Genomic DNA, 20,562 nt, shown 5'->3' on the forward strand with positions numbered 1-20,562 from the left:
ATAGCCGCGCCGACAGATTCGGCGCGCGTTCCAGTTCGGTTTCGCGGGCCACGTCGTAGACGCGTGCGGTCAGGGTTTTCTTGAGGTAGTCATGGCGAAGCGCGGCGCTGCTGGCGGTTTCGGTCGCATGTTCGAGTTCGAGTAACGGCAAGGCAAGCTCCTGTGAGGCAAAGACGAATCAGCAAAGGCGTTCACCAGGAGGCCGGCAGCAAGCGGACATAAAAAAACCCGCCTCTTGGAGCGGGTTAATGTGTCACTGCTACTGGACGCGCGCTAACCCACCATTCGATGAATGATGCTAATAATCAGCGCAATACGGATGTCGAGGCAGTTCATGTGATCGATCTTCGTTGAGTTGGCGGGCTTTGTCAACCTGGTCAGGATGCTGCGCGTTGCGGACTACCCTCTACGCGACGCCGGAAGACGTTCGCCGTCTCACTCAAAATGAGCATGAATGAGTCTTCATTGATGCTGCCGCGTCAAGCGAGATGAGCGGGCTTCGACGTGCAGCACCGCGGATGAGGCTCGCTCGCGGACTCGCGCACTCCGCGAGCCCACATCACGTCATGCGGCAATCAATCAGCCACACCGCTCTGCTTCCTGAAGGCGCTGAGGATATGTCTCTCCAACGCGTTATAGTTGCCGCCGAAATGATGATCGCCCGACGTGCGAATCACCTCGATGCCGGTCTTGTCGAGCGCCGGGCACAACGTGTCTTCCTCGTCCGCACCGTAGAAGCACTGGACGATCGCAGGCGGCACTTTCGTCAATTCCGGCCGCACCTTCAAAGCTTTGTCGCTCGCGGGCATGCCGAGCCACCCCCCCACCCGGATCTGAAAATCGGCGTCTGGCGCAAAGCCGAGCAACGCGATCAACGACACCTTCGCACGCTGCGCTTGCGGCAAACGGTTGTACGCGAACGGCATCACGTCCGCGCCGAACGAATAGCCGACCAGCGCGATGTGCTGCGCGTTCCAGCGCGCACCGTAGGTCTGCATCACGCGCGCGAGATCACGGCTCGTCTGCGCGGGCGGCTTCTCGCTCCAGAAATAGCGCAGGCTGTCCCAACCGATCACCGAGACACCGTCCTTCTGCAACGCTTGCGCGATGGTCTTGTCGAGATCGCGCCAGCCGCCGTCGCCGGAAATGACGATCGCCATCAGACCGTTCGGATGCGCGGCCGGCAACTCGATCAGCGGCAGATCGGAGACGTCGTCGTCGCTCGTCGATACCGCTTGCAGATGCGGCGTGAGCAACGCGACGAGACGCGCGCGATCGGCATTGCCCGTGCTCGCCTTTTCGACGAAGCCCGGCACCTTGTCGCGGATCACCGTCGGGTCCGGCGGGCATGGGTTGAAGCGTACGTCGAGCGTGTGCTCGGCATCCACCGAGACCGCGCCGGCAATCGTGTTGGACGGCGCCTGTTCGAGCACGTGCATCGCGAGCGTCGCGCCCTGGCCCGTGCCCGCGACGATCGGCGCGAAATAGTGGCTCGACTGCGATTGCCGTTCGAGCTGGTGGCTCAACGCTTCGGCGTCGCCCACGAGTTGATGGCAGGTTTCCTGCTTCGCTTTCAGGTTGGCCGCGTAGCGCGCGGTATCCACGCCAACGGTCAACGCCCCCGCTTTCGCGAGCGCATCGGCGCTTTGCTGGTCCGCCGCGCTCCAGCCGCCGGCTTGCGAGTACAGCACCACGAAACCGCGCAACGGACCCTCTGGCTGCGTCACGGTGACGTCGCCATAACGGCCGCCGGGCACCGTGGTGGTCGCTGCCTGCGCGAGCGCGCCGCAGGTCACGAGGCTCGCCGCGACGGCGAGCTTGAAAATCGAATGCAAAGTCATGAACGCCGGCCTCCTGCCAGCAATGACAGGTCCGCGAGCGTGAAGAACACGCCCACCGAACCCGACGCCGCGAGATAGCGCGGCTCCCAATGCGGCTGGAACTTGCTCTTGAAAGCACGCAGTCCGCGGAAGTTATAGAAGCGGCCGCCGAAGCGCCACACGATGCCGGCCAGCCGATGCCAGCGCGACGCGAGCGGCGTCGGCTGCATGCCGGAAAGCGGCGCGATGCCGAGACTGAGCGAGCGGAAACCCGCCTGCTTCAGATGCAGCGCCAGTTGCGTGAACAGGTATTCCATCGCGTACGGCGACGCGCTCTCCACGTGCCGCATCACGCCGACTGTTGCTTCGGTGTTCAGATCGGTGGTCATGAACGTGACGAACGCGACGGGCTCGCCGTTCTGGCGCACCAGCATCACCGATTGCGCGGCCAGGTACTCGTCGTTGAACGCGGCCACCGAGAAGCTCTTCTCGCGCGCGTCGCGGCTGCCGAGCCAGCCGTCGGAAATCCCGCGCAGCGTTTCGAGCGACGCCGGCACGTTCGCCTGATCGATCACTTCGACGGTGAAACCGTCGCGCTCGCCACGTTTGAGCGCATAGCGCAGATGCGCGCGATGCGAGCCCTTCAGATCGAAATCGTCGAGCACGACGTGCGCTTCCTCGCCGAGCTTCATCAGCGTAAGGCCTGCGTCGAGATAAAGCGGCAACGCGTTGGCGCGGACCTGATAGAACGCCGCGCGCCCGCCGTGCGCGTGCGCGAGCGCGACGAACTTGCTGATCAGGCCGGCCCATTCCTCGCGCGGTCCCACCGGATCATGCAGCGCGGCCCACGTGCGGCCATATTTCGCGTACATCAGAAACGCCTGGCGCGACTCCGAAAAAAGAAAGCTCTTGTCGCCCATCAGCGCGAGACCGGCGTCGCTGCGCTCCTGCGCGCGCACGATGCGCGCCGCGTCATGCAGATCCTCCGGCGCCGGTTTGACGAAGCGGCCCGGCGCCGGACGCAGCAATTGCCAGAACGAAAAAGTCGCGGCGAACAGGCTCGCGGCCAGCGTCGCGCGCAGCGCGCGCGGCGCGCGTTCGTCGAAGGCGAATTGCCACCACAGGTCGCGCGTGTACGGCACGTCGCGAAAGGCAAACAGCATCACCCACGTGGCGAGCATCAGCACCATCGCAACCGACACCAGCCAACCCGCCGTGAAGCGCTCGGCGAACAGCGATGAATGACGGTTGAAACGCCGGCGCGTCGACAGCAGCAGCACGATCAGCATGCCGAGCACGCTCGCCTCGACGAAGGCGAGGCCCTTGGTCAGCGACAGCGCGAGGCTCAGCACCGCGAGCAGCAGCGTCATCCACCACGCGGCGTCCAGACGGCGCAGCAAACCACGCGCGACGAACAGCAGCAGCACGCCCAGCACGCTGCACAGCATCTGCGAGCTTTCGAGGACCCACAACGGCACCATGTCGCGCAGGATGTGAATGCGCTGCCAGAACGCGGGCGTCGCGCTGGAAATCACCAGCATCCCGCCGACCACGAACGTGACGAGGCTCAGAAACAGCGGCGCGAGTTTCGATGCACCCGCCGCGTCGAGAAACGGCAAGCGCCCTTTGAGGGCGCGGCCTTCGAAGCCCGCGAGCAATGCCGCCGAGACGATCAACGGGACACCGAAATAAATCGCGCGATAAGCGAGGAGCGCCGCCACCATCTGGTGCGTTTGCACGCTGCCGCTCAGCGTGAACACCATGGCCGCTTCGAATACGCCGACGCCGCCGGGCGTGTGGCCGATCATGCCGAGCAGCATCGCAGCGGCATAGACCGTGATGAAAGTGACGAAGCTCACGTTCGCGTGGGGCAGCAGCGCCCACAAAGCAAGGCCCGCGGCCACCACGTCGAGGACCGCGAGGGCCACCTGCGCGAGCAGATCGCGGCGCGCCGGAATATCGAACGAGAGCCACTGCCAGCGCGTGCGTACCGGCCGGGTGTCGCGGCGGCACGCGGCAGCCACGAGCGTAAGCGCGATCAGCAGCGCCACGCCGATCCAGCGCAGCGTGAGCGGCGTGAGGTGCAGCATCGGTGCGAGCTGCCCGGCCATGCCGACCATCCCGAGCGCCGTCATCAGCACCAGCGCAAGCGCCAGCGACACGCTCGTGAACACCGTCATACGGCCGATCTGCACGGGCGTGAGGTTCGCGACGCCATACACGCGCGCACGGACGGCGCCGCCCGTCAACGCGCCGAAGCCGGTCGCATTGCCGAGCGCCGAGCCCGCGGTCGCGCCGATCCACAACGCCACGCGCGGCACCGTCGTGCCGAGATAGCGCAAGCCGACGGCGTCGCGCCCGACCAGCGCCACGTAGCTGAGCGCGGTGGCGCCGAGCGCGGCGGCCCACTCGCCGGCCGTGAGTTCACGCAACTCACGCATCACCGAGCGATAGTCGACCGCTTGCGACAGATGCTGCAAGACCACCAGCAGCAATCCGCAAATCACGAGGGCGAGTACGGGCGAGAGCATTCCCCGGTTGCCAAGCGTCTTTGAGATACGTTCGAACATTGCGCGTGGCCGGTCGAATCTATTGTTATGTCGATGGAACATGGTCAATGCGGGGGGCCTTGCGTGGAGCTGTCGCGACGACGGATCGTCCATCGCTGCGTCGCCGGATCTGGCGATTACAAAGGGATAACGGCAAAGTATGCAAAAGGTTGACAGCGCGGGCTATATCGCCGGCATTTAATTCGATCGAACGAAATAAGCGGGAATATTTTCCGGGCGGATCGGAATGACCCGCGAGGCTCCGTGCGCACAAGGGGTTGCGCGGTTTAAACGTTAACCCTGCCCTATTACCGGCAATTCGGCGCCGCGTTCCCGCCGATTTTTGCCAGAATGGTTTTCAAACGGCGGTTTGCAGCATCAAGCTTTTCTATCCATGTGCCGTAATCGCAAGCAATGGCGCGGTGAAATACCGGAGATTGACCGTGCGAGTCCTGTATTTGAAGGAGAACGATGATGGCGCAACAGGATTGGGCGATGGCCGGGATTTACCTGGTCGGACTGGTGTCCATGGTGCTGCTGATGAGCGGCTTGTCCACGCGGGCGACCAGGAAACGGGCGGCAGTGTCGATAGCGTCGAGCGGCGGCATCGACGAATAAGACGCACAGGCACAGCGGGTGCGCGCCGCAAGCCCTGCTGATAGAGGCACACGGACCGAACGAACGCGCATCTGGCCCTTAAGCTTTGGGCCACCCCTCAATTATCCCGGCGCAGATAACACAACGCCCGCTATAAAAGCGGGCGGCTGCGATGAGCGACGGCTAAACGTCGCCTCGAACGACCTGAAAACGCGATTTCCACGTATTCGCCGGTCGGTGCCTTCTCGCGCCTGCCCTGCCTTCCAGGCAAGGATGGCGCACGACGCCGTTCTTACAGCGGGCGGCGATAAGCTTCCGCCATGACTGCGCAGTTTTGCAGGTGCAGGTTCAGCGCATGCAGCGCCAGCGCGCGCAGTTTGCCGAACAGCGTGGTGGCAGCGGGAGTAGTACGGGCGACGGCGTTGGAAGCGGTGTTCATGGCGGATTCCTGTATAGGGTTTATACCTAGGTAACAACCCGATTATAGCCTTCTCCTGCCGCACTGCAACAACTTTAAAAAATGTGACGCCACTGTTGCGCCACGGTCACAACGGCTGAGGCCGATTACGTGAAAGGGGCACCATCATTAGCCCGCCTATTAACCATCCGCACCAATCGGATGCAATAATGACCCTTTTGCCTGCGACCGTCCGCCGCAGCCCGTCTTCATGACCGTCGCCGAAAAAGCTCTGATTGCGCCCCTTATCGTCGCGTGTGCGATGTTCATGGAGAGCGTCGATGCCAACGTGATCGTCACCGCGCTGCCGGCCATGGCGCGCGACTTCGGGCGCGATCCGGTCACGCTGAAAATCGCCGTGACGAGCTACGTGCTCGGACTCGGCGTGTTCATCCCCGTGTGTGGCTGGCTGGCCGACCGGTTCGGCGCGCGCACGATTTTCCGTACCGCGATCGGCATTTTCGTGACCGGCTCGCTACTGTGCGCCGCGTCGAACTCGCTCGCCACCTTCACGCTCGCACGCTTCGTGCAGGGCGTCGGCGGCGCCATGATGGTGCCGGTCGGGCGGATCATCATCTTTCGCGTGGTCCATAAAGCCGACTTCATCCGCGCGATGAACTATCTGAGCGTACCCGCGATGCTCGGCCCGGCGGCCGGCCCGCTGCTCGGCGGCTTCATCACGACCTATCTGCACTGGCGCCTGATCTTCTTCATCAACGTGCCGATCGGCATCCTCGGCATCTATCTGACCAACAAGTACATCGCCAACACGCGCGAGCCACATCCGGGCCCACTCGACTGGATCGGCTTTCTGTTGTCCGCCGCGGGCGCGGTGCTGCTTCTGCTCGGTCTGTCACTGGTGGGCGGCGAAATGGTTCCCAACGCCGACGCGTTCGGCATGTGCGCAATCGGCGCCGTGCTGCTCGTGATTTATGTCGCCTACGCGCAGCGCGTCAAACTTCCGCTGCTGGACCTGCGCTTTTTCAAGGTGCCGACGTTCCAGGCCAGCGTGCTCGGCGGTTCGCTGTTTCGCATCGGCCTGGGCGCCCTGCCGTTTCTGTTGCCGCTGATGCTGCAGGAAGGCCATGGCATGAGCGCGTTCCAATCCGGTCTGATCACGTGCGCGTCCGCGTTCGGCGGCATGTTCATGCGCACGGTCGCCTCCAGCGTGCTGCGCCGCTTCGGCTTCCGTTCGGTGCTGGTGGTCAACGCCGCGCTGTCGGGACTCTCGATCGCGGCGTGCGGGCTGTTTTTCCCGAGCACACCGACGTGGATCATCTGGGTCGTCGTGCTGCTCGGCGGCTTCTTCCCCGCGCTGCAGTTCACGAGTCTGAACTCGCTGACCTATGCGGAGATCGCCAGCCGCGACGTGGGGCGCGCAACGAGCCTCGGCAGCGTCGTGCAGCAGATGTCGCTAGGCCTCGGCGTCACCGTGGGCGGTATCGTGCTGCAGTTGTCACGCATGCTGCATGGCCATCCGAGCATCATGTGGTCGGATTTCTGGCCCGCGTTCCTCGTGGTCGGCCTGTGCTCGTTCGCATCGATTCCGGTCACGCTGCGCATGCCGCGCGGCGCTGGCGAAGAGATCGCGCGCGGTGGCCGGGGCTGAACGACGCGCCTTTGTTCAGGCGGTTTTTCGCACCCGCTTGCGGATCACGCTCACCTCGCCATTACGTTCGAGAATCGCCGCGGCCACGTCATCCATCGAGCGCGAGCCGGTTTTCTGCCGCACGCTTTCCTCGACATCGGTGGTCGATATCAACGCGGCGTCCATCTCACGCACGTTGAACCGGCCGTTGCTGAACACCTCGCGTTCGACGCCGCCCACCAGCCGCTCGACCCTGCGCGAGCGCATGCAGGCCCACGCCAGCACGCGATGGCTCGCGACGATCACGAACGACGCCACCACCGTCGCGACGAACGGCGACGCGCCGACGATCGCCCGGCTCAGCGTCGCGCCGAGCAGGATCACCACGACCGAATCGAACGGCGAGCGTTGCCCGAACGAGCGTCGGCCCGACACCCTGATCAGCACGAGCGCGATCACGAACACGATGATCGAGCGCATGCCCATCTGCAAGGGGTCGAGATTCCTGCCCTCGCCGAACAGAATGAAGATTGCGTCCATCATGTCGCCCTCCTCGCGGCGTGCCGCCGTCCCGATCTTCTGGTATCCGAAGCAAATCCGGCGCGCCGCACGAACGCGTCGTGCGCGCTACCCGGCGGCGGCCCACGCAACCAGCGTATCGCCGAAGCCGCCGTGCGCACGTGCCGCTGCGCGCGCACTCGTGATCACGCGCGGTGCGGCGCTCCAGGCGATGTGCGCGCCGATCGCAATCAGCCGGTCGACGAGCGCGACGTCTTCACTGCACCTCAATGGCGGAAAGCCGCCGGCACGCCGGTAAGCATCGGCCGACACGCCGAGGTTCGCGCCGTGAATGTGCCGATGGCCGTCGGCATCCACGTACGTCTTGCGAAAGTATTCGCGCACACTGTGCGGGTGCGCGCTCCAGTCGTCGACCGCAATCGAGCCGCACACCGCGTCTGCGTCGAGCGCGAGCTGCGCGACGAGCCAGCCTGGCGACACGCGGCTGTCGGCATCGGTGAACGCAAGCCAGCGGGCGCCGTCCGCGAGCAGCAGATCGGCGCCGCTCGCACGCGCGATGCCGACGTTGCGCGCCTTCACCGTCAGCGTTTCGATGCCGTACGCCCGCGCGATCGCGCCGGAAAAATCGCTGCACGCGTCGAGCACGACCACGATGCGCACGGCCTCGCCCGCCAGGTCTTCGTGGCGCGACGCTTCGATCAGCGCCGCGAGGCAAGGCGCCAGCAACGCCTCTTCGTTATGTGCCGGAACGATCACGCCGATCATAGGAGCCCCTCGCGTTGCGCTACCGAACGTGCGTCGCGCGACCAGACGTCGATCAGCAGATCGGCTTCGTCGTGATGCGCGAGACGCGACAGGCCGCAGCGCGCATCGAACAACGCATGCGCGGCGTCGGCGGATTCGAGCGCTTCGGCGAAGGGCCGGCGCCAGTGACAGGCGAGCAGCGTGCCGTCCGTCGTCAGCGACGCGGCGATCCGCGCCGCCAGCGTTTCCAGCTCGGCTGCAGCGAGGTAATACGCGAATTCGCTGATGACGATCAGATCGAAGGGTCCGGCTTCGGTCGGCCATTCACGCGGCACCATGCGCTGTTCGACACGGACTTGCGGCGCACCGGCCACACGCTCGCGCGCGAGCGCTACGGCCCGCTCGTGCAGATCGGCGGCGAGCAGCGTGTCGCAGCGCGTCGCAAGTTCGACAGTCAATTCGCCGTTCGCGCAGCCGGGTTCGAACGCATTCCGATAGCGTGGCCGCGGCAGCAAGGCGAGCGTGAGCGAACGCTTGCGGCGTTCATACCAGCCTTCGCGCAGCTTCCACGGATCGTCGCTCTGCTGGTAGAGATGATCGAAGTACAGCACCGTCGAGTTCATCTCAGCGACCCTCGGGCATGGAATCAGAGTGTCCACGGCGCACCTCCACCGTACATCGGCGTATCGCCGCCGTGGCCCGAGGCCACCCATTCGCCGAGTGCCGCGAGGTCGCGTTCCGCGTGACTTTGGCGCAGAAATACGGGCAGATCCGCCAGCGCGCGTGCGAAGCGCGCATCGCGGCACAACGGCCCCGCGCCGAGCGCACGCGTCGCGTGATGCATCACCGCCGTTGCCGCTTCTTCGACCACGAGGCGGGCACGCATCGCTTCACGTTGCGCATCCGCGAGGGGATTCGCATCGATATGGGCGGCGGTCTCGCGCAATACGGCGGCCGCCGCTTGCAATGCGACCTCGACCGCGCCGAGGTGCGCGAGGCGATGCGGATCGGCGCGCTGCGCGCACGCATCGCGCAACGTCCGGCCGATCTGCGCCGCCGCGCCGTACCAGCACGCGGCAATGCCTGCGCCGCCGTGCCAGAAGCCGGGACGGCGCACATACGCATGCGGCCCGCCAACCAGGGCGGCCGGCGTGCCATCGAAGCTGACGTCGGCGCTCGCGGTGGCCTGCATGCCGACCGCTCGCCACTTCGAGGTATCGATCGCGATCGATGCCTGGTCCATCGCGACGGCGACCAGCACAGGCTCGTCATGCAGCCATGCGGTAACGAGCGCATGGCTAACGCTTCTCGCGCCCGAACACCAGGCCTTGGTGCCCATCAATCGAACCTGCCCTTCTTCGCTTCGGATTCCTACTTTGTCCACATTCAGCACCTGCACCCGTGCATCGGGCGGCTCGGCGGCCCAGACAGCCCAGCGGCTCGCCGCTGGCGGCATGGGGCCATGTAGTTCGGCGAGGATCGCGAGCGCGTCGGTATGGCCTTCGAACAGTTTGACGAGGCCGAGATCGCACGCGGCCACGGCCGCCAGCGCGCGCCAGCGGATCAATGTCTGGCCGTGCCCTGGCAAGGGCAGGAATGGCGCGCGGTCGTAGCCGCATTCGACCAGTGCGCGCAACATGTCCCCGAGCGCGGCGGGGTCGTCGGGATCGAAACGCGTGGCGTGGAGAAATTCTTCAAGCGATTCGGCAGTTTTCCCCTCGCTCGGCGGATGGCGCGGCGGCAGTGGTGTCGGGGGCGTGGCGGGATGTGATTCGCGGCCGCCACTGCCGCCCGGCCCCGGCGAGCGCCGCGCATTGACGCCAGCCACGCAGGTCGTCTGGTCACGCGTATCGAGCATTCTGCCTCCCTGAAACGGTTGGAACTGCTGAGCGCGGACGTTGGCCGGCCGCTGCCCATGCAGACCTACAGCAAGTGACGTGCCTCAGGCGCCGAACGCCCGGCCACATAGCTGTGTTTCAGGAAAGTCGGGAAACAGGAAGGATGATGCTGCGCAACTCCGCGCACCGTGACGGCAGGAGCTTGAGTCGAGCTAACCCAGCCGACGACCCAACCGTCAGCCGGCACCGCCGCCGCGCCGCGCTTCGACCTGCGCGAGCAGCGTATCGAACAGCGCGAGTTCCACCGGCTTCACCAGATGCGCGTGAAAACCGGCCTCGCGCGTCCGGTCGCGATCGCTTGCATGGCCGAAGCCGGTCATCGCGGCGTACATCGTCCCGGCAAGCTCGGGCATTTGACGCAAGGCCGCGAGCGTCGCATACCCATCCATCTTCGGCATCGCGATGTCGATCACGGCAAGATGAGGCACGAAACGCGGCGCGATCTGCAGCGCCTGCTCGCCCTCGTACGCGATGCGCACTTCATGGCCTTTGAGTTCAAGCAGCATCGCGAGACTGTCGGCGGAGTCGCGGTTGTCGTCGACCAGCAGGATCCGCAGCGGCTTCACCTCGGACGCGGCCGCGTTCGCTTCGTCGGCCGGGGCGTCGGACGGCGCGGCGGCGAGCGGCAAACTCAGCGTGAACGTGCTGCCGCAGCCCGGCCCGTCGCTAGTCGCGATAATGCTGCCGCCGTGCATGTCGACGAGCGATTTGCACAGCGTGAGACCGATGCCGAGCCCGCCTTCGCCCGAATTCTGGCAGTCCTTTTCCTGCGCGAACAGTTCGAAGATCCTGTCGAGCGAGCCCAACGGAATGCCGCATCCCGAGTCGCGCACTTCGAGCACCGCCATCCGTTGCTCGACGCGGCCCGCGATGTCGATACGGCTGCCGGGCGGCGAGAATTTCGACGCGTTGTGCAGCAGGTTTTGCAGCACCTGCACGAGTCGCGTCATGTCGCCGCGCAGCGACACCGATTCGTACGGCAAATGCGATACCACCTGCTGCTCGTGCGCATCGATGAATGGCCGCGCCGCTTCGACCGCGCGCGTCACCAGTTCGCCCAGATCGACGCGCGCGAGGCGCAGTTCGACCTTGTTCGACATGATCCGGCCGACATCGAGCAGATCGTCCACCAGCCGCGTCAGGTGCGTCACCTGACGGTCGATCAGATCGCGCGCGCGCGCCAGCGTGGGACTCAGCCCGGTCTCGAGCTGCATCACACCGACGGCGTTGCGCACCGGCGCAAGCGGATTGCGCAATTCGTGCGCGAGGGTCGCGAGAAACTCGCGCATGCGCTCGCCCGAACGCTCCAGTTCTTCGCGCTGACGCCGCTCGGTCAGATCGCGCGTGACCTTGGCGAAACCGCGCAAGCGGTTCGATTCGTCGTGCACCGCCGTGATGTTGACGTTGGCCCAGAAGGTCGTGCCGTCCTTGCGCACGCGCCAGCCCTCGTCTTCGACGCGGCCGAGCTGCCGTGCGATGGCCAGTTCGCGCGCGGGCTTGCCCGCCGCCGCATCCTCCGGCAAATAGAACAGCGAAAAATGCCTGCCGATGATTTCCTCGCGCCTATAGCCCTTGATGCGCGCGGCGCCCGCATTCCAGCTCACCACATAGCCTTGCGGGTCGAGCATGAAGATCGCGTAGTCCTTGACGTTGTCGACCAGCAGACGGAAGCGCTCCTCGCTTTGCCGCAATGCTTCCATGTACTCGCGTTGCGCGGTCAGGTCGCGCGTGATCTTGGCGAAGCCGGTGAGAATGCCCGCCTCGTTGCGGATCGCCGTGATCACGACGTTCGACCAGAAGGTGGTGCCGTCCTTGCGCACCCGCCAGCCTTCGTCCTCGAAGCGGCCGGTCAGCGACGCCTGTTGCAGCTCGTAGGCCGGCCAGCCGCGCGCCACGGCTTCCTCGGTATAGAAACGCGAGAAATGCTGGCCGATGATCTCCTGCGCCGCATAGCCCTTCAGCTTCTGCGCGCCGGCGTTCCAGCTGACGATGTGCCCGCTCGCATCGAGCAGGAAGATCGCGTAGTCCTCGATTGCCTGCACAAGCATCCAGTAATCGAGGCCGACGGCCGTTGCGGCGGGGTCCCGGTCATGCTTGCCGGTGTCGTGGGGGGAACGCATATCAAGCGGATTCATGGCGCGCAAGTATAGGGGATTCCGGTCAAAGGATACACCGCGCACGGCGCGCTGCCGGGCTCATGGTTTCACCTGATGAGCGTATCCACCGCCAACGCGCGTGCGCGTCGTGGCGTCGGCGGGACGCGCGGCTGCCGGGCCCCGCGCTTGCTACCTCTACCGTGCCGATGACCAGACCGGTTGCCGCATCGGCAGCCTCCCGGCATCGCCTCGTCGCAACGGAGGAGCCCCAATGAAACAAGCCTTTACCACCCTCGCCTGCGCCACGGCGCTCGTGCTCACCCATGCCCCCGCGCACGCCGAAGGCTGCACCAAAGGCGCGGTCGTGGGCGGCGTTGCCGGTCACGTGGCCGGAGATCATGGCGTCGCAGGCGCGGCCGCCGGCTGCGCGATCGGCCACCACGAAGCGAAGAAAAAAGACAAGGCCGCGAGCGCGGCGGCTGCCGCCAGTCAGCCCGAGGGAAAATAAGGCTGCATCACGGCAAGCCTGGTCGGCGGGTAAGAAAGAGCCTGTCGTGGCGCGTTCATCGAGACGGGCTCTCTTTGCTCGCGCTCACTGCGCGAAAGCACCCGCGCCGCCAGTCCGACGCCCGCCCGCTCAGCTAGCCGCGCCGAGCTTTTCCGCCAGCTTCGCGTCGTAACTGGAATGCACGTGCACGCGCTTCTTCTCGGGATACGCGTACGCATACGCCTTGCGCAGCGCCAGCGACGCCTCGTGAAAGCCAGACAGAATCAGCTTCTGCTTATTCGGGTAGTTGGCGAGGTCGCCGGCCGCGAAGATGCCCGGCCGGGAGCTTTCGTAGTTGGACGTATCGACGTCGATGCGCCCGCCGTGAATCGACAGTCCCCATTGCGCGATTGGGCCGAGATCGGCAACCAGACCGTACAGCGCGACGAGGTGTTCGGCCTCGAGTCGCGTCTCGCCCTCGATATGCCGCAACGTCAACGACTTCAGCGCATCGCCTTCGACGGTGAGCCCCGCGATCGCGCCGACGATGAAGTCCATCTCGCCCGCCTCCACCGCGCGCCGCATCGTCGCGACGCTCGAATCGGCCGCGCTGAAACCGCTGCGCCGGTGCACCAGCGTCACGCGCCGCGCGACCTTGCGCAGGGCGAGCGCCCAGTCGAGCGCTGAGTCGCCGCCGCCGGCCACCACCACGTTCTTGTTGGCGAAATCGGCAAGGCGCGGCACGCTGTAATGCACGTGACGCGACTCCAGCGGCACCGCCTCGGGCAGCGCGAGCTTTTGCGGCACGAACGCGCCGTTGCCCGCCGCGAGCAGAATCGCCGCAGCGTCGAACACGAGACCGCGATTGGTGCGCACGGTCCAGCGGCCGTCGTCGCGCTGCTCGACGGACTCGACCGTCTGCTCGAGATGGATCGGCGCGTCGAACGGCTTGCATTGCGCCATCAGACGCTCGACCAGTTCGCGCGCGGTGCAGGACGGAATCGCCGGGATATCGTAGATGGGCTTGTCGGGATAGAGTTCGGTGCACTGGCCGCCGATCTTGTCGAGCGCATCGACGATCTGGCAGGACAGGCCGATCACGCCCGCCTCGAACGCCGCAAACAGGCCGACGGGTCCGGCGCCGACAATCAGGACGTCGGTGCGCAAGGGTGCCGGAAGGGGTTCTGCGGCGGGCGTCATGAGTGGTCTCTCCGGATAGTCGATGACCCACGATACCGAATCGAGCGCGGCGCGGCAACGATGTCATTACTGCTGGTAAGGTACCCGCCCCGACGAAAAGCGACAGGTTTGGGCCCCGCTAATCAATGATTCCAGGCTCGGCAATACACACAGCGAGTATGCAGTTATTTTGCCTCAGTGCGCTCGCGGTGACGTGCAACAGCCGGGAGGCGTTCGTCAACACGCGGCCAGGAGCCGTCACTCACCGTCTGTTCGCTGGCCCCGTAGCCGGAACGCCCGGTGCGCCAGTGCCCGCCTCGCTTTGCGGGCGCTGGGCGCCACAAAGCGCAAGCGGCTCTTCACTCGTGCGGCCAGAAAAGAGACAGCCCTGTACGTCCGGTCGGCTATGATGCCTGTCCTCTCCGAAGTAGCCCCTTATGATTTCCGTCCGTAATGTCACGCTGCGCCGCGGCGTCAATGTCGTACTCGACCACGCGTCCGTCACCTTCACCCCCGGCGAAAAGATTGGCCTTGTCGGCCGCAATGGCGCCGGCAAGTCATCCTTCTTCGGCCTTCTCAACGGCACGCTGCACGAAGACGGCGGCGAGTTCTCGATTCCCGCTGCATGGAAGATGGGCCAGGTCGCGCAGGAGATGCCGGAGACCGAGCAGAGCGCGACCGACTTCGTCATCGAGGGTGACACCTTACTGCTGGCCGCGCAGGCCGAAGTAACCGCCGCTGAGGCCAACGACGATGGCATGCGCATGGCGCATGCCTACATGGCCTTGCACGACGCCGGGGCGCATGATGCCCCCGCACGTGCCCAAGCGCTGATCCTGGGCCTTGGCTTCAGTGCTGCGCAGCTTAGCCAGCCGGTCAACAGTTTCTCCGGCGGCTGGCGCATGCGACTGCAGCTGGCGCGCGCGCTCATGTGCCCGTCCGACCTGCTGTTGCTCGACGAGCCGACCAATCACCTCGACCTCGACGCGCTGGTCTGGCTGGAAGCGTGGCTCAAGCGCTATCAAGGAACCTTGGTCGTGATCAGCCACGATCGCGAATTCCTCGACGCGGTGACGCAGGTGACGGTGCACGTCGACAACGCCAAGCTCGTGCGTTACGGCGGCAACTACAGCAAGTTCGAAGAGATGCGCGCTGAGCAACTGCTGTTGCAGCAGGCCGCGATGGCCAGGCAGGCGGACAAGATCGCCCACCTGCAGAAATTCATCGACCGTTTCAAGGCCAAGGCCTCGAAGGCGAAGCAGGCGCAGAGCCGGGTCAAGGCGCTCGAACGCATGGAGAAGATCGCACCCGTGCTTGCCGACGCGGAGTTCAACTTCGAGTTCAAGGAGCCGCTCAACGTCCCGAACCCGCTATTGTCGATGCTGGACACGAGCTTCGGCTACCCCGCGCCGACCGGCGCAGCGCCCGGCACGCCCCCGACCGTCATCGTGCGGGGCATCAACCGATCCGTGCTGGCCGGGCAGCGCATCGGCATTCTCGGTGCGAACGGCCAAGGCAAGTCCACGCTGGTGAAGACGGTGGCGCACGAACTGGCGCCGATTGCCGGCGAAATCAGCGAGGGCAAAGGCCTGAACATCGGCTACTTCGCACAGCAGGAGCTCGACGTGCTGCGTCCTCTCGACACGCCGATGGAACACATGATCCGCCTTGCCAGGGACACGCCGGCGCACATGCGTGCCCCCGGCCAGAGCGGCACCGAACAATCGCTTCGCACTTTCCTCGGCACCTTCAACTTCAGCGGGGACATGGTCCATCAGGCGGTCAGCACGATGAGCGGCGGCGAAAAGGCGCGGCTCGTGTTGTGCATGATCGTGTGGCAGCGCCCCAACCTGCTGCTGCTCGACGAGCCTACCAACCACCTCGACCTGGCCACACGCGAAGCGCTAGGCATGGCACTCAACGAATTCGAAGGCACAGTGATGCTGGTCAGTCACGACCGGTCCCTGCTGCGCGCGGTATGCGACGAGTTCTGGCTCGTGACCAAGGGTGGCGTCGAGCCCTTCGACGGCGATCTGGACGATTACCAGCAGTTCCTGCGCGACGAAGCCCGTCGCATGCGCGAGCAGGCTGCCGGGGAGTAGAAGGTCATCGCCTGAGCTAACCATCCGGCAATTCCCGTTTGGAAGCTGCCACAGCCCTCGCATCGGGTCGAAGGGCCGCTTAAGGTCGGGAGCGTGAGCGCACTGATGCAGGATGCTGTCACCGGGTTGCTCGATGCCGCCATCGTCGGCAATCAGCCACATTGCTGACGTAGAACCCAGCCCATCCCGATGACGGCTTAGGCCGAACTACGGTCCTCCCGCGGCGCCTCGACCTCGCTTTAGACCGTTGAAGCCGCATGCATTCGAATCGAGAAAGTCTATTCAACCAACCTCGCCTGCGCCCGTTTCATTGCCGCGCGACGATTGCCGCGATAACGGGTGTTATCGCGCCGTGCGTGTTCCGCGGCGGGCGGCGGTGCCGGAGATCTGTATCTGGCCAGACACTTTAAAAAATCGCTGATAATCATTATCCAAACTTTGCGTTGGGCCAGTGTCTTCATCACGCAATCGATTTCGGTAGTCGCGGGTTTCGTTGCAACGAAGGTGAGCGCTCAGTGAGCTGCGGACTGATGTTTGTTTCCGCAATATCACCGGCCGCAAACTGCTTGCGATAAGCGACGGGCGTCAGTTCCTTCAATGCCCTGAACTGCCGGTTGAAGTTGGCAACGTTCGGAAATCCGGAGCGCGTTGCAACGACCGAAACGGGCGTCGAGGTATGCGCGAGCATCCGGCATGCATGTCCAATCCTGACCCGAGTGATATACCGCCCCACGCTCTCTCCAATGTGCTGCTCGAAGTAGCGGGCCAGAGAACGCTCCGACAGATTGGCAGCCTCGCACAGTTCGGATAGACGCAGCGGTTCCGCGAAACGTAAGTCGATCATCGACAACACACGATTGATGCGTTCCGGTTCGTGGCCTGAAGGACCTTCTGTCCGGTCGCTAAACGCGGTCGGCGAAGCAAGCGGAACGCCGGGCGCATCAGCGAGCATGCACAGGACATTCAGTGCAGCGGCAAGGCGTTCTCGCGGGGCGCTGGAGAGCAGATTGTCGACCTGCTCGTGCATTGCGGCGCCCACCTCCCGGCCGAAGGCCAATCCGCACGCTGCCCGACGCAACAGGTCACGCAAAGGCGCGTATTCCGGGCACACATCCGATAACCTTCGCGCCCATTCGCCACCGAACCAGATCACGATTGCAACCTGAGCAGACGCTGAGTCGATCGAGCGGTTCGACGCCCACGTGTGAGGAAGATTGGGCGGCACAAGAACCAGATCTTCGTCTACATAGTCCGTAATCGAATCCCCGATATAGCGCTTGCCGTGACTATTCAGCGTCAGGGTCAGTTCGTATTCCGGATGGTGGTGCCATTCAAACGGAATGCGCGGCAAACGCCGGTGGTAAACCCTGACCGAGCAGTCATCGCCGAATTCGACGCGTTCGTATGCAGGTTTCATGGCATAAATCGCAAAGAACTTGACTGAATAGTATCACTTTTATGGGTGTGGTCAGCCTATGCTGCGGACATGGCAGAACCCATCAGGAGACAACCATGGCACTCAAAATTGACGATTTGCCGGCAGCCATCAGGCAGGCCAAGCAGGAGCTTCGCGAACGCCTTCCGAACTACCGGGATGTTTTCGCCGAAGTGGATGAAGCGATCCGCGCCGAAGCCAGCAGAATTGCTGCGCAACGCAGCCGCGGCGAAAACGTGATCCCCGAGATCCAGTTCTCTGACATCGCGGAACAACGTGTGAGCGCGGAGCAGATCGAGCTCGTCAAAACGCGCGGCGCGTGCGTGATCCGCAACGTGTTCGACCGTTCGCTGGTGGAAGGATGGGACCGCGATATTGCGGAGTACGTGGAGCGCAACGACCTGGATACGCGCCTGAAAACCCGCGCCGAAGACAAATACTTTGGTCAGCTCGCATCGAGCAAGCCGCAGATTTACGGCGTGTACTGGTCAAAGCCGCAGGTGCTCGCACGTCAGGCGCCTTCGCTGACTGCGGCGCGCGTCTTTCTCAACCGGCTGTGGCGCAATGAGAGTGAAGGCCGCATCCATTTCGATCCGGAGCGCGTGCCGGTTTACGCGGACCGGATGCGTCGGCGGCCACCCGGCTCCGAGTCATTGGGCCTGTCCGCGCATTGCGACGGCGGCTCGGTCGAGCGGTGGATCGAAGGCAACTTCCGCAAGGTGTACCGGCATGTGTTCGATGGCAACTGGCGTCAATACGATCCGTTCGATGCCGCGTTCCGACCGGACGTCGAAGAGATCGCGTCGCCCGCAGTATGTTCGATGTTCCGCACGTTCCAGGGGTGGACCGCGTTGACGCCGCAAGGCCCCGGCGACGGCACGCTGCAACTCGTGCCGATTGCGAATTCGATGGCTTATATCCTGTTGCGCGCCCTTCAGGACGATGTTGCCGACGACGACCTGTGCGGTGCGATGCCTGGCCGCGCGCTTTCGATCAAGCAGGAGTTCCACGCGCCTCTGTTCGAAGCGCTGTCATCGATTCCCCACATGCAGGCGGGCGACACGGTGTTCTGGCACAGCGACGTGATCCACGCAGTGGAAGACGCGCACCGCGGAGCAGGATACAGCAACGTGATGTATATCCCGTCGGCGCCGGCGTGTGCCAAAAACGATGAATACCTTAAACGCCAGCTGCCGAGCTTCCTGGAAGGCAAGAGCCCGCCGGACTTCCCGACCGACCATTTCGAAGTCGATTTTGTCGGACGGGCCACCGCCGACGATCTGACGCCCCTCGGTAAATCCCAACTCGGTTTCGATCTCTAAGCGGTAACAGGCGCACGCCGTTGTGGCGAGCGCCTGCCTGGTGATTCATAAGCAAAACTAACGGAGACAGCAATGCAAAGGACGCTCATGTCAGCCGCAATTGTCGCGGCGGCGCTCGCCATAGGTGCACCGCTCGCCAGTGCTGCCGAATCACTTTCCGTGTTGCACTGGTGGACCTCAGGTGGCGAATCGAAGGCAATCAGGGTACTTAAAGACGACATGAATAAACAGGGCTACGAGTGGAAAGACTTCGCCGTAGCTGGAGGAGCGGGTGCGGCTGCGATGACCGCGTTAAAGACACAGGTCATGTCAGGCAATGCACCCTCGGCTGCACAGATCAAGGGACCGTTGATACAGGACTGGGCCGATCAAGGTGTACTGGTCGATATAGACAAATCGGCTACCGACTGGAAAGCTCAACTGCCGGCGCAGATTAACAAGACCATGATGTCGAAGGGTCACTATGTGGCCGCGCCATTCTCGATACACCGGATCAACTGGCTGTGGATCAACAAGGCAGCCCTCGACAAGGTCGGCGGCAAAGCACCCACGACGTGGCCGGAGTTCTTCGCCCTCGCCGACAAGTTCCGTGCTGCGGGCATTACGGCCGTCGCACGCGGCGGTCAACCATGGCAGGACATGACCATCTGGGAAACGGTGGTGCTGTCTCAGGGCGCGGATTTTTATCGCAAGGCCATGATTGATCTCGACCAGAAAGCACTCACTTCGCCGCAGATGTTGCAGGTGTTCCAGACTGTCCGAAAGATTCAGGGTTACTTCGACAAAGGCTCTACCGGGCGCGACTGGAATCTCGCCACCGCGATGGTCATCAACGGATCTGGCGGGATGCAGTTCATGGGTGACTGGGCGAAAGGCGAGTTCTCGAATGCGAACAAAAAGGCCGACGTTGACTATATCTGCGCGGCCGCACCGGGTACGTCGAACGCCTTCACCTACACCGTAGACTCGTTCGTGTTCTTCCAGCAGAATGGTAAAAAAGACGCGAGCGCCGGACAGCTTGCACTTGCCAGGACGATCATGTCAGTCGATTTCCAGGAACAGTTCAGCCTCTACAAGGGTTCAATCCCTGTCCGGCAGGATGTTCCCATGGATAAGTTCGACGCCTGCGCCAGGAAATCACGCGCGGATGAACAGGCCACAATCAAGTCCAACTCGTTCTTTCCGTCGTTGGCGTTTGGCGATGTTCAGTCGTCGGCCACCGAAGGCGCAATTACCGATGTCGTGACTGAATTCATGAACTCGAATGAAGACCCGCAAGAGGGAGTGCGTAAGTTAGCCGCGGCAGCAAAAGTTAAATAGGTGTGAGCCTCTCGACCTGACGAGAATCGAATCTATGCAAGGTCTTCTGTGGGACCTCGATAGACTTTAAAGAAGTCTCCTCCATGTCTCTGTGGATATGGATTTAGCCCGCCATTCGTGCGGGCTTTTTTTTCGTAGAAGTCTCGCTTTCAATGGTGCCGCTACCGAGCCGTTGTCGGTACGATGCGACGCAACGGCGGCTGACAACGGCTGGCATCGACAATCTGGAGGCCGGTCTGATCCGATGCTCGGGCCCGTCCGATTCGAACTCGGCGGGAGTCGAAGCATATCGCCGCTACATATTGCGCCATGGGGCGACGATGCGCGATGGCCTGGACTGATGCGAGCGTTGCGCGGTGAGTGGCCATGTCTTCCGTTCGGTACCGCCCATACTCCCAGTGGTCTGCCGCAAGATTTCAAGCTAATAGCGTCCTCCGACGACTGGAACC

The 20,562-nt window shown here is 63.8% G+C and carries 16 protein-coding genes; 6 read left to right on the plus strand and 10 right to left on the minus strand.

What is annotated here, in order from left to right; genetic code table 11:
- Nucleotides 1-575 precede the first annotated feature (575 nt).
- Complete coding sequence (locus PQQ53_RS33495) at nucleotides 576-1,841, minus strand: virulence factor family protein (RefSeq protein ID WP_408328879.1); 1,266 nt, start codon at nucleotides 1,839-1,841, stop codon at nucleotides 576-578.
- The gene (gene mprF / locus PQQ53_RS33500) at nucleotides 1,838-4,390 is read right to left on the minus strand and encodes a bifunctional lysylphosphatidylglycerol flippase/synthetase MprF (protein WP_408328881.1); all 2,553 of its coding nucleotides are present in this window, start codon (nucleotides 4,388-4,390) and stop codon (nucleotides 1,838-1,840) included. The genes PQQ53_RS33495 and mprF overlap by 4 nt, the downstream gene beginning before the upstream one ends.
- 450 nt (nucleotides 4,391-4,840) lie before the next feature.
- On the opposite strand from mprF, the gene PQQ53_RS33505 reads away from it, so the two are divergent.
- Nucleotides 4,841-4,987, plus strand: coding sequence for a hypothetical protein (locus tag PQQ53_RS33505; protein ID WP_408328883.1), 147 nt, complete (start codon nucleotides 4,841-4,843; stop codon nucleotides 4,985-4,987).
- A gap of 271 nt (nucleotides 4,988-5,258) precedes the next feature.
- Here the strand turns inward: PQQ53_RS33505 and PQQ53_RS33510 are convergent, their stop codons facing one another.
- Nucleotides 5,259-5,405 carry a hypothetical protein gene (locus tag PQQ53_RS33510; protein WP_175165537.1) on the minus strand — a complete coding sequence of 49 codons (147 nt, stop codon included), beginning with the start codon at nucleotides 5,403-5,405 and terminating at the stop codon, nucleotides 5,259-5,261.
- A gap of 229 nt (nucleotides 5,406-5,634) precedes the next feature.
- Here PQQ53_RS33510 and PQQ53_RS33515 point away from each other — a divergent pair, with 229 nt between their 5' ends.
- Entirely contained in the window at nucleotides 5,635-7,032 is a 1,398-nt protein-coding gene (locus PQQ53_RS33515) for an MFS transporter (RefSeq protein WP_408328886.1), read from the plus strand.
- Nucleotides 7,033-7,047: 15 nt separating this feature from the next.
- On the opposite strand, the gene PQQ53_RS33520 is transcribed toward PQQ53_RS33515, so the two are convergent.
- The 5 genes from PQQ53_RS33520 to PQQ53_RS33540 all read right to left on the minus strand — a co-directional run bounded on the left by PQQ53_RS33520 (nucleotide 7,048) and on the right by PQQ53_RS33540 (nucleotide 12,307).
- Nucleotides 7,048-7,554: a DUF421 domain-containing protein gene (locus PQQ53_RS33520; RefSeq protein WP_408328889.1), complete on the minus strand. Its 507-nt coding sequence runs from the start codon at nucleotides 7,552-7,554 to the stop codon at nucleotides 7,048-7,050.
- A gap of 84 nt (nucleotides 7,555-7,638) precedes the next feature.
- Complete coding sequence (locus PQQ53_RS33525; protein WP_408143620.1) at nucleotides 7,639-8,295, minus strand: glycosyltransferase family 2 protein; 657 nt, start codon at nucleotides 8,293-8,295, stop codon at nucleotides 7,639-7,641.
- On the minus strand, nucleotides 8,292-8,897 hold the full coding sequence (locus PQQ53_RS33530) for an SAM-dependent methyltransferase (RefSeq protein ID WP_408143622.1): 606 nt from the start codon (nucleotides 8,895-8,897) through the stop codon (nucleotides 8,292-8,294). The genes PQQ53_RS33525 and PQQ53_RS33530 overlap by 4 nt, the downstream gene beginning before the upstream one ends.
- Before the next feature lie 23 nt (nucleotides 8,898-8,920).
- Complete coding sequence (locus tag PQQ53_RS33535; RefSeq protein ID WP_408328891.1) at nucleotides 8,921-10,132, minus strand: acyl-CoA dehydrogenase family protein; 1,212 nt, start codon at nucleotides 10,130-10,132, stop codon at nucleotides 8,921-8,923.
- 216 nt (nucleotides 10,133-10,348) lie between these two features.
- Nucleotides 10,349-12,307: a PAS domain-containing hybrid sensor histidine kinase/response regulator gene (locus PQQ53_RS33540; RefSeq protein ID WP_408328894.1), complete on the minus strand. Its 1,959-nt coding sequence runs from the start codon at nucleotides 12,305-12,307 to the stop codon at nucleotides 10,349-10,351.
- A 232-nt stretch (nucleotides 12,308-12,539) separates the two neighbouring features.
- On the opposite strand from PQQ53_RS33540, the gene PQQ53_RS33545 reads away from it, so the two are divergent.
- Nucleotides 12,540-12,776, plus strand: coding sequence for a hypothetical protein (locus PQQ53_RS33545; protein WP_408143628.1), 237 nt, complete (start codon nucleotides 12,540-12,542; stop codon nucleotides 12,774-12,776).
- 129 nt (nucleotides 12,777-12,905) lie between these two features.
- Here PQQ53_RS33545 and PQQ53_RS33550 read toward each other — a convergent pair whose 3' ends face one another.
- Nucleotides 12,906-13,955, minus strand: coding sequence for an NAD(P)/FAD-dependent oxidoreductase (locus PQQ53_RS33550; RefSeq protein ID WP_408143630.1), 1,050 nt, complete (start codon nucleotides 13,953-13,955; stop codon nucleotides 12,906-12,908).
- Nucleotides 13,956-14,371: 416 nt separating this feature from the next.
- Here PQQ53_RS33550 and PQQ53_RS33555 point away from each other — a divergent pair, with 416 nt between their 5' ends.
- Nucleotides 14,372-16,036 carry an ABC-F family ATP-binding cassette domain-containing protein gene (locus PQQ53_RS33555; protein WP_408157868.1) on the plus strand — a complete coding sequence of 555 codons (1,665 nt, stop codon included), beginning with the start codon at nucleotides 14,372-14,374 and terminating at the stop codon, nucleotides 16,034-16,036.
- Nucleotides 16,037-16,496: 460 nt separating this feature from the next.
- Here the strand turns inward: PQQ53_RS33555 and PQQ53_RS33560 are convergent, their stop codons facing one another.
- The gene (locus PQQ53_RS33560; protein WP_408157870.1) at nucleotides 16,497-17,453 is read right to left on the minus strand and encodes a helix-turn-helix domain-containing protein; all 957 of its coding nucleotides are present in this window, start codon (nucleotides 17,451-17,453) and stop codon (nucleotides 16,497-16,499) included.
- 95 nt (nucleotides 17,454-17,548) lie between these two features.
- On the opposite strand from PQQ53_RS33560, the gene PQQ53_RS33565 reads away from it, so the two are divergent.
- Nucleotides 17,549-18,793 carry a DUF1479 domain-containing protein gene (locus tag PQQ53_RS33565; RefSeq protein WP_408157872.1) on the plus strand — a complete coding sequence of 415 codons (1,245 nt, stop codon included), beginning with the start codon at nucleotides 17,549-17,551 and terminating at the stop codon, nucleotides 18,791-18,793.
- 72 nt (nucleotides 18,794-18,865) lie between these two features.
- A complete protein-coding gene (locus tag PQQ53_RS33570; RefSeq protein WP_408328896.1) occupies nucleotides 18,866-20,113 on the plus strand; it encodes an ABC transporter substrate-binding protein in 1,248 nt (415 codons plus the stop codon).
- The last annotated feature ends 449 nt before the right edge of the window (nucleotides 20,114-20,562 follow it).

The organism is Paraburkholderia strydomiana, assembly GCF_046030495.1.
Lineage (GTDB): Bacteria > Pseudomonadota > Gammaproteobacteria > Burkholderiales > Burkholderiaceae > Paraburkholderia > Paraburkholderia strydomiana_A.